Genomic DNA, 12,101 nt, shown 5'->3' with positions numbered 1-12,101 from the left:
AGCAGGTCCGGGCTGATCGCCGACAAGCCTCGTCCTGTGGGATCGTGCTTGCCGGCGATGTGTCTGGCTCAGGGCAATTCGCGGCTGCGGTAGAACGCCGTCAGTACCTTCACCAGGTGCGCCAGGTCATGGCTGCCGCACAGCTCGCGGATCGAGTGCATGGCGAAGGTCGGCAGGCCGATGTCGACCGTGCGTACACCCAGATGGCTGGCGGTGATGGGGCCGATGGTCGAACCACAACCCATGTCGCTGCGTACCACGAAACTTTGTACCGGTACTTCCTCGGCCATGCACAGGTGGCGGAAGAAGCCGGCGGTTTCGCTGTTGGTGGCGTAGCGCTGGTTGTTGTTGACCTTGATCACAGGGCCGGCATTGAGTTTCGGGCCATGGTTGCCATCGTGCTTGTCGGCATAGTTGGGGTGTACGCCATGGGCATTGTCGGCCGAGACCATCAGCGAGCGCTGGAGGGTGCGCACATAGTCGTCACCGTCGGGCAGCAGGCGCTGCAGGGTCTGCTCCAGCATCGGGCCGTCAGCGCCGCAGGCCGAGCACGAGCCAACTTCCTCGTGGTCGTTGCACACCAGTACGCAGGTTTCGTCGCTGTCGGCGGCCAGCAGGGCCTGCAGGCCGGCGTAGCACGACAGCAGGTTGTCCAGGCGGGCGCCGGCGATGAAGTCGCCGTTCAGGCCGACCAGTGCGGCGTCCTGGGTGTCGTAGAAGCTCAGTTCGTAATCCAGCACCACGTCGGCATTGAGGTCGTGCTCGCGGGCCAGCTGCTCGGTGAGTACGGCGCGGAAGTCGATACGCTCGTCGCCCGCCACCTGAGCCAGGATCGGCGGCAGTTCGTTCTGCGGGTTGATCGCCCAGCCCTCGTTGGCGGTGCGGTTCAGGTGGATCGCCAGGTTGGGGATGATCGCGATCGGCAACTTGAAGTCGATCAGTTGGCTTTCGACCTTGCCGTCGCGGCGGAAGGTGACCCGCCCAGCCAGCGACAGGTCGCGGTCGAACCACGGGGCCAGCAGGGCGCCGCCGTACACTTCGACGCCCAGTTGCAGGAAGCCCTGGCGCTGCAGCTCGGGCTGCGGCTTGACCCGCAGGCAAGGGCTGTCGGTATGGGCGCCGACCATGCGGATACCGCCCAGCAGGGGCGATTGCTTGCCCAGCTTGACGGCGATGATCGATGAGTCGTTGCGGGTTACGTAGTAGCGCCCACCAGGCACGGTGGCCCAGCTGTCGCGTTCGTCCAAGCGCTGGTAGCCGGCCGCCTCGAGGCGCTGGGCCAGGCTGGCGGTGGCGTGGAAGGGCGTCGGGGAGGCCTTGAGGAATTCGATCAGGCCGGCATTCAGGGAATCGCGCATAACTCACTCCAGACAGCAGTGGCGCGAGTTTAGCGCAGTTGGTCGGGAAAATGTGCCGGCCTCTTCGCGGGCAAGCCCACACAAGTTGACCTATGCCCTCAAGGCCAGTGGTGTTCCTGTGGGAGCGGGTTTACCCGCGAAGAACCCAGCACCGATGGATCAGAACGGCGCCGGACACTCGAACTTCAGGCGCTCGCCGGACACCGGGTGGGTAAAGCTCAGCATCGACGCATGCAGGCACAGCCGCTCATGGGCTGCCAGCGCCTCGGGGTTGGCGTACAGCCGATCCCCCAGCAGCGGATGGCCGATCGACAGCATGTGCACACGCAGCTGGTGCGAGCGCCCGGTGATCGGCGTCAGCTCGACCCGGCAATGATCACCGCAGCGCTCGACGATGCGCCAGAAGGTCAGGGCATGCTTGCCCTGCTCATGGTCGACCACGTGGCGCGGCTTGGTGGGCGGGTCGTAGCGCAGCGGCAGGTCGATGCTGCCGCTGTCCAGCGCCGGCTGGCCCCAGCACAGTGCGGTGTAGGCCTTCTCCGTCTCGCGGTCGTGAAACTGGCGAGACAACTCGCGATGGCTGTCGGCGTCGCGGGCGAGCAGGATGATGCCGGAAGTTTCCCAGTCGAGGCGATGAACGATCAGTGCATCCGGGTAGCCGTTTTCCTGCAGGCGGGTGATCAGGCAGTCCTTGTTGTCCTCGGCACGGCCTGGCACCGACAGCAGCAGGGTCGGTTTGTTGATCACCAGGATGGCGGCGTCTTCGTGAAGGATCTGGATGTTCGACAGCGGCATTGCGGGGTCTCTGTGAAAGCGGGGTAAACCATTGGGGCCACCTTGCGGCCCATCGCCAGCAAGCCGGCTCCTACCGGTTGGGTGTAGGAGCCGGCTTGCCGGCGATGGGCTGCAAAGCAGCCCCAATGATCACAACCCGATGCCGAATCAGCGATCCGGCAGGGTGATGTTCAGTTCCAGAATCGAGCAGCTACCCTGGTTTTCCAGCTCGATGTGCACATCGTCGTTGCCGATGTTCACATACTTGCGGATCACTTCGAGCAGTTCTTTCTGCAGGGCCGGCAGGTAATCCGGCTCGCTGCGCTGGCCGCGCTCATGCGCCACGATGATCTGTAGACGCTCTTTCGCTACCGACGCGCTGGTCTGTTTCTGTCTGCCACGAAAGAAGTCAAAAAGGTTCATGGTTTACTTGCCTCCAAACAGGCGCGCGAAGAATCCTTGCTTCGGCACTTCGATGAACCGCAGGGGCTTTTCTTTGCCCAGCAGGCGGTCGACGGTATCGCTATAAGCCTGGCCGGCATCGCTCTGGTCATCGAGGATGACCGGGATACCCTGGTTGGAAGCCTTGAGCACCGCCTGGGACTCGGGGATTACACCCTTGAGTTTGATCGCCAGGATCTCTTCGACGTCGGCGATGCTCAGCATTTCGCCTTTTTCCACGCGCTCGGGGTGATAGCGGGTGATCAGCAGGTGTTCCTTGATCGGCTCTTCACCGTTCTCGGAGCGGCGCGACTTGCTCGACAGGATGCCCAGCATGCGGTCGGAGTCACGTACCGAGGAAACCTCTGGGTTGGTCACCACGATGGCTTCGTCGGCGAAGTACATGGCCAGGTGCGCGCCTTTCTCGATACCGGCAGGCGAGTCGCAGATGACGAAGTCGAACTGCTCCTTGAGCTCCATCAGCACCTTTTCCACGCCTTCCTGAGTCAGCGCGTCCTTGTCACGGGTCTGGCTGGCAGCCAGCACGTACAGGTTCTCCAGGCGCTTGTCCTTGATCAGGGCCTGCTGCAGGTTGGCTTCGCCGTTTACCACGTTGACGAAGTCGTACACCACGCGGCGTTCGCAGCCCATGATCAGGTCGAGGTTACGCAGGCCCACGTCGAAGTCGACGATGACAGTCTTGTGGCCACGCAGTGCGAGGCCGGTACCGATGGCGGCGCTGGTAGTGGTCTTGCCCACTCCCCCCTTGCCGGAAGTAACCACGAGAATCTTGGCCAAGGTGTTTCACCCCTAAATAAGTCGGGACGCGGGTCCCTGCAAAATACAAAAAACGGCAACGCACAAAATGTTGCCTAAAAATGTCGGCAAGTATCCGTTAAAGACGGGTGATGTTCAACACGTCGCCAGACAGGCTGACCTGCACACCCGAGCCCCACAGCGGGTCGCGGCGCAGGTCTTCGCAAACCTTGTATTGGCCAGCGATCGAGACCATTTCGGCGGTCATTTGCTGGCAGAAGATACGCGCCTTGGTGTTGCCCTTGATACCTGCCAGGGCACGGCCGCGCATGGCGCCGTACACATGGATGTTGCCATCGGCGAGAAGTTCCGCACCTGGGCTGACCGAACCTGTGACCACCAGGTCGCCGCCCTGGGCGTAGATCTGCTGGCCGCCACGCACCGGCGAGGTGACGATGCGGGTCGGGCGCACCTCTGGCTCGGGCGGTGGCGGCGGGGCAGGGGCCGGCTCGGGCTTCTTCACTTCGGGCTCGGGCTCGAGCGGTCGCTCGCGGGCCCCGGACGGCGGCAGCACCGGCAGGTCGATGGCGATCGCCGCGGCGATGTCCTCGATACGGCTGGCACGAATCGCCAGGGTACGCAGGCCATGGTGGCGACAGATGCGCATCAACCCAGGCAGGTCGATCGCCCCTTCGTCGGCCGGCAGCTTGTCCAGCGCCAGCACCAGCGGCGTGTTGCTGAAGAAATTCGGGGCCTGAGCCACTTTCGCCGCCAGCTGGCGATCGAGGGCTTCGAGGTCGTTGCGCCCCAGTTCCAGCACAGTGATGGCGAGCATGCTGCCCTTGAGCTGGAACACGGTGGGGGTGTCGGGTGTGTGGTTTGGGCTCATGGTCTGCATAGACGGCTTGTTGCGAAAAAAGTGCCCTGACTTATAACGATAAGACCGGTTGGCCGCAACCGGCGGCGAACCGATGTAGAATGCGCGCTCTTTGTCTTGCCGGAAGCTTCAATGGAACGCCCGCGTTTTCGACCCTATTTCCTTCACCCGCGATTCTGGGGCCTGTGGCTGGGCCTGGGCCTGCTGTGGCTGGTGGTGCAGCTGCCCTACCGTGCCCTGTTGTGGCTTGGCAGTGCCCTGGGCGCGCTGATGTACCGGGTGGCCGGTGAGCGCCGGCGCATTGCCGCACGCAATCTGGAGCTGTGTTTCCCGGAGTTGTCGGACGACGAACGGCGGCGTCTGCTCAAGGCCAACTTCGCCTCCACCGGCATCGCATTCTTCGAAATGGCCATGAGTTGGTGGTGGCCGAAGGCCAGGCTGGCTCGCCTGGCGCACATCGAGGGGATCGAGCACTTGCAGGCAGCCCAGCAGGCGGGCCAGGGCGCGATCCTGATGGCCGTGCACTTCACCACCCTGGAAATCGGCGCCGCATTGCTCGGCCAGGCGCACACCATTGACGGCATGTACCGCGAGCACGGCAACCCGCTGTTCGACTATATCCAGCGTCGCGGTCGCGAGCGTCACAACCTCGATTCGCTGGCCGTGGAGCGTGAGGATGTGCGCGGGATGCTCAAGTTGCTGCGTTCGGGCCGGGCGATCTGGTACGCACCGGATCAGGACTACGGCGCCAAGCAGAGCCTGTTCGTGCCGCTGTTCGGCATTCCGGCGGCAACCGTGACCGCCACCACCAAGTTCGCCCGCCTGGGCAAGGCGCAGGTCATTCCCTTCACCCAGAAGCGTCTGGAAGATGGCAGCGGCTATCGTCTGGTGGTGCATCCACCGCTGGCCGATTTCCCTGGTGAAAGCGAAGAGGCGGATTGCCTGCGTATCAACCAGTGGGTCGAAAGCGTGCTGCGCGAGTGCCCCGAGCAGTACCTGTGGGCGCACCGACGCTTCAAGTCGCGCCCTGAAGGTGCGCCACGGCTGTACGACAAGAAAAAGCGCTGACCTCCCGTGTGGCCAGTTCCGGCGATTAAGGTCAGAACAGACAGGATGAATCGATGACCTCAACCACAGGCCTGATCCTTTCCGGCGGCGGTGCCCGTGCTGCCTATCAGGTCGGTGTGCTGGCCGGCATCGCCGAGCTGCTGCCACCCGGTGCGCCCAATCCGTTCCCGGTCATCGTCGGCACCTCGGCCGGCGCCATCAACGCCGTGACCTTGGCCAGTGGCGCCACCCGCTTCACCGAGGCGGTGCACCGGCTCACCGCATTCTGGCAGAACCTGCGCAGCCACCTGGTGCTGCGCAGCGACTGGCCTGGCGTCATCCGTCAGGCCAGCCGTTTTGTCGCGCACAACCTGATGGGGCTGGGAGGGCCGGTGCCGGTCGCGCTCCTGGACAACCGACCCCTGCATCGCCTGTTGCAGTCGCACTTGGACCTGGATGGCATCGGCCATGCCCTGGCCAGCGAACAGCTGCGCGCCGTGGCGGTCACCGCTTTCGGCTACGAGTCAGGGCAGGCGGTGACCTTCTACCAGGCCCGTAGCACCATCGAGTCGTGGTTGCGTCATCGACGCATCGGTGTGCCCACGCCCCTGACCATTGAGCATCTGCTCGCCAGCGCGTCTATCCCGTTGCTGTTCGCGCCGGTAAGGCTGGGGGACGAATACTTCGGTGATGGAGCGGTACGTCAGTCCGCCCCTATCAGCCCGGCCCTGCACCTGGGCGCCAGCCGGGTGCTGGTGGTGGGGGTCAGCGGCAACCCCCAGCGGCCGGCACCGCCCCTGCCGACCCAGCGCGTGTTCAGTGGCCAGCAGCCCAGCTTGGCGCAGATCGGCGGGCACATGCTCAACAGCACGTTCATCGACAGCCTGGAAGACGATATCGAGCTGCTCCAGCGCCTCAATTACCTGAGCCGCCTGTTGCCGGCCCACCTGGACGCGCGGCGCCTGGGCCTGGCGCCGATCGATGTGCTGGTGGTGGCGCCCAGCCAGCCGCTGGACGAGATCGCAGCGCGGCATCGGCGTGAACTGCCTGCGGCTTTGCGGCTGTTCCTGCGCGGGCCGGGCGCGACCCGGACCAGCGGAGCGGGGGTGTTGAGTTATCTGCTGTTCGAGGCCAGTTACTGCAGTGAACTGATCGAACTCGGGCGGCGGGATGCGCTGGCCAAGAGCAAGGAACTGCGCCAGTTCCTCAACCTCTGAGCCATCGCGGCCGGCTTGCCGGCGATCGGGCCGCACGCGGCCCCTGCTCTGTCACTCCGCTATCTGCAGCTTGCGCGCCTGGGTATACACATACCGCACCTTTTCGTACTCGAACGGCGAGTTCAGCTGGCCATAGCGGAATTGGGTGGTGTAGCGCTTGTCCACCACACGCAGTGCCAGGATTTCCGGGTGGTCCGTACTGGCCTCGGCAACGTTCAGGTAGTTGGCCGCCTGCTCGCCAACGTAGTCCACTACCTGCCCCGTGGTGTCGCGCAGGTTCGAAGGCCCGAGGATCGGCAGCATGATGTAAGGCCCGTCAGGCACGCCATAGAACCCCAGGGTCTGGCCGAAGTCTTCGCTCTGACGCGGCAGGCCCATCTTGGTTGCCGGGTCCCACAGCCCGCCGACGCCGATGATGGTGTTGAACATCAGCCGCGCGGTGATCTGCGCCGAGCGCTTGACCTTCAGCTGCAGCACGCTGTTGGCCAGGTTCGGCACATCACCCAGGTTGTTGAAAAAGTTGCTCACGCCGGTACGCACGAAGCTTGGGGTGACGTAGCGGTACCCGTCGACCAGCGGCAACAGCACCCATTGGTCGAAGCGGTAGTTGAAGTGGTAGATGCGCCGGTTGATCGACTCCAGCGGGTCATAGATGTTCAAGGCTTCCAGGGTCGAGCGCTCGAATTCGCGCTGATCGAGCCCAGGGTTGAATTTCAGTTCGCGCAGCGGGTCGAGGAAACCATCGGACTCGGGGGTCACGACCGGGTCGGCCTCGATCACGCTGGCGCGCGGCGCGCGCTCTGCCGCCAGGGTGTTGCCAGCAGCGAGGAGGGCGCAGACAAGCAGCAATTTCTTAACCACGGAAGAACTCCAGCATGGCGTCGCTGTTGACGCGGTAGTTGAGGTTGCCGCAATGGCCGCCATGGGGGTAAAGGGTCAGGCGATCACCGAACACCCTGCGCAGGAAACCGATATCGCCTGGGCCGAGGATGACATCGTCGGCATTGTGCATCACCGCGATCTTATCGTTGTTGCGCAGGTAGTCTTCCAGGGCATAGAGGCTGGCCTGGTCGATCAGTTGCAGGATGCTGCCGCCGTCGGTGCGTGCCCGCCACATGGGAATGACCTGCTCGGTCAGGTAGCAGTCGAAGTCGCATTGCAAGGCGCGCTTGAAGAACGGCGTCAGGCTGCTGCCCTCGGTGATCGGGAACTTCGGCGGAATGATCAGGCCACGGCGGTTGATCAGGTCGGAGGTGAAGGCGATGTCGGCTGCCGAGAAACGGAACGAGGTGCCGATCAGCATGGCCATCTGTTCGTTGGACAAGTGCTGGCGTGACTGCTGGAAGTCGTACAGCAGGGCATCGTTGAGGTCGATGTAGCCTTTTTCCTGGAAGTAGCGGGTGAGCTTTTTCAGCATCAGTTCATAGAATGTGGTGCTGCGGTTGATGCCTTTGACCTGGGTCTGCACCAGTTTGTCCAGGTTGTTGATCGAGGTATACAAGTTGACCGGCGGGTTGAGCAGCAGCACGCGCTTGAAGTTGAAGCTGCGGCGGGTTTCGTCGAGGTGGCTGACGAACGCTGCGTCCAGTGCACCGAGGCTGTAGCCGGTGAGGTAGAAGTCCTTCACTGGCAGGCGCGGGTGCTGCGCACGTACCGCCTGCATGACCCGGTACATGTCCTCGGCGTCCTCCTGGCTGACGCCCGGTGTGGCGAAGCGCGAGGCGGCGCTCATGAAGTCCCAGCTGGTGGGCGACGACAGTTGCACCACATGGAAGCCGGCTTGGTAGAACAACTTCTTCAAGTACTCGTTGATGCTGCTGGAGTAGGGCGCGCCGGTGCCGGCGATGATGAAGATCAGCGGCGCTTCGCGGTCCTGGCGGGCCAGGCGGTACTTGAGTTTCTTCACCGACCAGAAGTTGTCGGGCAAGGTGAATTCGCGCTCGGGGCGCAGGTTCAGGCTGTAATCGGCCTGGTTGATGTCATCGTCGCTGGGCAAGGCCGGGCGCTGCTCGGGCGGCGTGGTGGCGATGGTGGCCTCGAACGGGTTGGTCAAGGGGTAGCCGTAGCTCGCGGCGTCAATATCACGCGCCGACGCGGCCACAGCCATGAGCAGGCCGCAGAGCAGGGCGGCAAGGCGCAAAGGTCGAAGCATGTGTTCCCCCAGAAAAGCGCAAGGTAATTCGGTACGCAGGCTAGGACCACGTTATCCGGGGCAAAGTTGCCCGGTGCGGTGGTCTTTGTCGCCCCAGATGTTATGGCGATGCAGGTTCTGTGCACCTTAGCTGTCGGGATGTGATTTTGCCTTAGTCCTAGGCCTGGGCGATCATGAAGACCCTCGATTACCGCTATTGGAGAACTGGATGTCTCGTTCGTTGCCGGCCATTGTGCTGCTCACGGCGCTGGCCTTGTGGCTGGCTGCAAGCTACGGCGTGCGCTATGGGTTGATGGAAGACAGCCAATGGGTCGGGCTGTGCACGGCGCCTGGCGAGTACTGGCAGTGCCAGGCGCGCGCGTTGCTGGGGTTGGGGATCCATTACCAGCTACTGGCCTGGGCCGGGCTGGGCCTGGCGTTGCTCGCCCAGGTGGTGCCGGGCAGGGCGGGCTGGTGGTTGGCGGTGCTGGCACTGCTGTTCGGCATTCCGGCTTTGGTGTTGTATACCGCCAGCATGGCGGTGTTCGCCGTGGTTTTGGCCGGGTTGCGGTTGGTACGGCGGGGTAGGGATTGAGATGCGCAAGGGTTGAATGCCAAGGTGGGCTGCAGTTTCACGCCTTCCTAAGCCGCAGGCTGCGCCACAACGCGCCCACCATCAGCACACTCACCACCGCCCAGCTCCAGGCCTGCTGGTTTTCAAGCCCTTCCCTGAACAGCTGCGGCGCCACGCCAGCACCCACGATCAACGCCAGCAAGGCCGCTTCCGCCCGCGCCGTTGCCACTGGCCGCAGCAGGTACACCACCGCCGGCAAAGCCAGCGCGGCGGTGGGGAAACTGCGGTAGCGTGGGTCGAACACCATCGCCAGCATGCTGACCGCCGCTGCGAAACCTCCAGCGAGCAACAGCCATCCGGCGCGCGCCTGCAACCAGGCGAACAGCCGCGCTCGCCAGCCTTCGTGGCGCGTCAGCGCCAGCACACCGTGCACCAGCACCAGCAGGTTCAGCGCAGCCAGCAGTAAAGCCCACACCCATTCACCGGCAAACCGAGCATGGGTGCGCATCAGCTCGCCCCACAGCCCCAGGCAGGCTGCACCAAACGCAGCCAGTAGCGGCAGCAGAAAAGCCGCCTCAGGCGTCGCAGGGCGCCCGGCCAGCAGTAGCAGGGCCGCCATCAGCATCCCGCAAGCCAATAGCCACTGCGGCCAATAGGGCAGGTTGCTCACGGGCCCTTCCAGCACGCCTTTGTCCTGCCGGTCGGCGTCGTAAAGCCCCCAGTAACCTCCCACCGCGCCCTCGCTGGCGCGCTTCCAGGGCTGGTCGAAGGCCTCGATGAGGTTGTAATCCCAGCCGTTTGCCTCAGCCATGGCGACGAAACCGCGGATGAAGCGTGCTTCGTTGACCCGGCTGGGCACGGCGGTTTCCCGTTGGCGGCCTTCGCTGGGCCAGCCGGTTTCGCCTATCAGGATGTTCTTGGGGGCGAAGCGGTTGCCGAACACGCGGCGTACCTCGGCAACATGGGCCAGGGCATCGTCTATGCCGCGTGGGTCATCTTCCCAATAGGGCAGCAGGTGAATGGTCAGGAAGTCCACTGCAGGTGCCACCTGTGGATGCTGTAGCCAGAACTCCCAGACATCGGCGTAGGTCACCGGCACCTTGACCTGGGCCTTGACCTTGGCGATCAACCCCGCAAGCCGTTCACCGGTGACCTCCTTGCGCAGCAGCGCCTCGTTGCCGACGATCACCGCGCTGACCACATCGGGGTTGGCGTTGGCCGCCGCGATGAGCAAGTCCACCTCCTTTTCGGTGTCCACCGGATTGGCGTTGACCCAGGCCCCAAGCATCACCTTCAGGCCGTGTTTGCGGGCCAGTGCAGGAATGGCTTCAAGACCGGTCATGGAATAGGTGCGGATGCACTTGAATCGTTCAGCCAGCAGCGCCAGGTCGGCGTCCATCCGCGCCGGGCGCAGGCGAAATGGCTGGTCGAAAGGGGACTGGTCCTTGTCGAAAGGGGTGTACGAGGCGCACTGCAGCTTGTGCGTGGGGCTCGCCGCATCGGCCAGGTGCACCGGCTTGCCAAGCCCGTACCAGAGCGCCCCAAGCCCGATGAGGGCCAGCAGGCAGGCAAGCAGGTATACAGGCAGCGTCCAGCGGGCAGCAGTGGGCATCAGGCGGTCCATCGTCAGGCACAAAAGGATAGATAGTAGCCTGGCGCCAATGCTTTGGCATGCAAGGATCGCGCAGAGCGGTGCAGAGATATGGCGCTAATGGCGAAGTGCTGTCGCATATGGTTCGGGTAAAGGTCGCAGATGGAGCAGGGGTGCCTGTGTGGCAGGCAGATGATGCAATCTCCAAGACCTGACGAGGGAATGCTTTGATGGCTACTTTTACAAAAATGCGTCGTTTCCTGGGCGTGGGCACCGCCATGGTATTGGCCATGAGCGCGGCTCAGGCAATGGCCAAAGAAGTCAGCATCGGTTACGTGGATGGGTGGGCCGACAGCGTGGCTACAACCAACGTGGCCGCCGAAGTGATCAAGCAAAAACTCGGCTATGACGTGAAGCTGCAGGCCGTGGCCACTGGCATCATGTGGCAGGGCGTGGCCACCGGTAAGCTCGATGCCATGCTGTCGGCCTGGTTGCCGGTGACCCATGGCGAATACTGGGCCAAGAACAAGGACAACGTGGTCGACTATGGCCCGAACTTCAAGGATGCCAAGATCGGCCTGATCGTCCCCGAGTACGTCAAGGCGGTGAGCATTGGCGACCTCAAGACCGATACTTCCTTCAAGCAGAAAATCGTCGGCATCGACGCCGGCTCCGGTGTGATGCTCAAGACCGACCAGGCCATCAAGGACTACGACCTGACCGGTTACAAGTTGCAGGCCAGTTCGGGCGCGGCGATGACCGCGGAACTGGGCCGTGCCTATGCCAAGCAGCAGTCCATCGCCGTGACTGGTTGGGTGCCGCACTGGATGTTCGCCAAGTGGAAGCTGAAGTTCCTTGAAGATCCGAAAGGCGTCTACGGCGCTGCCGAGACCGTCAACAGCATTGGCAGCAAGGAACTGGCCACCAAGGCACCGGAAGTGGCGGAGTTCCTGAAGAAGTTCAGCTGGCAGTCCAAGGACGAGATCGGCGAGGTGATGCTGGCGATCCAGGAAGGGGCCAAGCCTGAGGCAGCGGCCAAGGATTGGGTCGCCAAGCACCCAGAGCGGGTCAAGGAGTGGACTGGCAAGTAATCACGGGTAGGGGGAGGTGCTTGCCGTTGATCCTTGAGCGCCTGTGAGATCGAGCGCCGCCCGCGCGGCGCATCGCGAGCAAAGCTCGCTCCTGCGTTTGTTTCGGGCCAATCGCTCGTGTGGGTCTGCGCGCAATGACAGACCTCCCTGGCCGTGAACCCACGTAGGAGCGAGCCTTGCTGGCGATGCGCCGCGCGGGCGGCGCTCTATCTACGTGCCTGTGCAAGACCCAAGACCAGCACAG

At 63.5% G+C, this 12,101-nt stretch carries 12 protein-coding genes; 4 read left to right on the top strand and 8 right to left on the bottom strand.

Annotated features, from left to right (window positions below; translation table 11 throughout):
* Positions 1 to 68: 68 nt before the first annotated feature.
* From H620_RS0105075 to minC, 5 genes are all read right to left on the bottom strand, one after another.
* Positions 69 to 1,358: a M18 family aminopeptidase gene (locus H620_RS0105075; RefSeq protein ID WP_023379229.1), complete on the bottom strand. Its 1,290-nt coding sequence runs from the start codon at positions 1,356 to 1,358 to the stop codon at positions 69 to 71.
* A gap of 159 nt (positions 1,359 to 1,517) precedes the next feature.
* Positions 1,518 to 2,153: an RluA family pseudouridine synthase gene (locus H620_RS0105070; RefSeq protein ID WP_019472567.1), complete on the bottom strand. Its 636-nt coding sequence runs from the start codon at positions 2,151 to 2,153 to the stop codon at positions 1,518 to 1,520.
* Between the two features lie 147 nt (positions 2,154 to 2,300).
* Entirely contained in the window at positions 2,301 to 2,555 is a 255-nt protein-coding gene (minE, locus tag H620_RS0105065) for a cell division topological specificity factor MinE (protein WP_003252572.1), read from the bottom strand.
* Between the two features lie 3 nt (positions 2,556 to 2,558).
* Positions 2,559 to 3,371 (bottom strand): septum site-determining protein MinD, encoded by an 813-nt coding sequence (gene minD / locus H620_RS0105060; RefSeq protein ID WP_023379230.1) that lies wholly within the window; start codon positions 3,369 to 3,371, stop codon positions 2,559 to 2,561.
* A gap of 97 nt (positions 3,372 to 3,468) precedes the next feature.
* Complete coding sequence (gene minC, locus H620_RS0105055) at positions 3,469 to 4,227, bottom strand: septum site-determining protein MinC (RefSeq protein WP_027906883.1); 759 nt, start codon at positions 4,225 to 4,227, stop codon at positions 3,469 to 3,471.
* A 111-nt stretch (positions 4,228 to 4,338) separates the two neighbouring features.
* Here minC and H620_RS0105050 point away from each other — a divergent pair, with 111 nt between their 5' ends.
* Both H620_RS0105050 and H620_RS0105045 read left to right on the top strand, forming a co-directional pair.
* Positions 4,339 to 5,274, top strand: coding sequence for a lipid A biosynthesis lauroyl acyltransferase (locus tag H620_RS0105050; RefSeq protein WP_023379232.1), 936 nt, complete (start codon positions 4,339 to 4,341; stop codon positions 5,272 to 5,274).
* 53 nt (positions 5,275 to 5,327) lie between these two features.
* The gene (locus tag H620_RS0105045) at positions 5,328 to 6,470 is read left to right on the top strand and encodes a patatin-like phospholipase family protein (RefSeq protein WP_023379233.1); all 1,143 of its coding nucleotides are present in this window, start codon (positions 5,328 to 5,330) and stop codon (positions 6,468 to 6,470) included.
* A gap of 51 nt (positions 6,471 to 6,521) precedes the next feature.
* Here the strand turns inward: H620_RS0105045 and H620_RS0105040 are convergent, their stop codons facing one another.
* Positions 6,522 to 7,331, bottom strand: coding sequence for an MlaA family lipoprotein (locus H620_RS0105040; RefSeq protein WP_023379234.1), 810 nt, complete (start codon positions 7,329 to 7,331; stop codon positions 6,522 to 6,524).
* Positions 7,324 to 8,622, bottom strand: a complete 1,299-nt coding sequence (locus tag H620_RS0105035) for an alpha/beta fold hydrolase family protein (RefSeq protein ID WP_023379235.1) — start codon at positions 8,620 to 8,622, stop codon at positions 7,324 to 7,326. The genes H620_RS0105040 and H620_RS0105035 overlap by 8 nt, the downstream gene beginning before the upstream one ends.
* Positions 8,623 to 8,830: 208 nt before the next feature.
* On the opposite strand from H620_RS0105035, the gene H620_RS0105030 reads away from it, so the two are divergent.
* A complete protein-coding gene (locus tag H620_RS0105030; protein ID WP_023379236.1) occupies positions 8,831 to 9,196 on the top strand; it encodes a hypothetical protein in 366 nt (121 codons plus the stop codon).
* Between the two features lie 37 nt (positions 9,197 to 9,233).
* On the opposite strand, the gene H620_RS0105025 is transcribed toward H620_RS0105030, so the two are convergent.
* Entirely contained in the window at positions 9,234 to 10,799 is a 1,566-nt protein-coding gene (locus tag H620_RS0105025) for a glycoside hydrolase family 17 protein (protein ID WP_023379237.1), read from the bottom strand.
* Positions 10,800 to 10,996: 197 nt separating this feature from the next.
* On the opposite strand from H620_RS0105025, the gene H620_RS0105020 reads away from it, so the two are divergent.
* Positions 10,997 to 11,857 carry a glycine betaine ABC transporter substrate-binding protein gene (locus H620_RS0105020; protein ID WP_027906882.1) on the top strand — a complete coding sequence of 287 codons (861 nt, stop codon included), beginning with the start codon at positions 10,997 to 10,999 and terminating at the stop codon, positions 11,855 to 11,857.
* Positions 11,858 to 12,101: the final 244 nt, after the last annotated feature.

It is taken from the genome of Pseudomonas taiwanensis DSM 21245, from assembly GCF_000425785.1.
Lineage (GTDB): Bacteria > Pseudomonadota > Gammaproteobacteria > Pseudomonadales > Pseudomonadaceae > Aquipseudomonas > Aquipseudomonas taiwanensis.
This window is presented reverse-complemented; position numbering and strand designations above follow the sequence as displayed.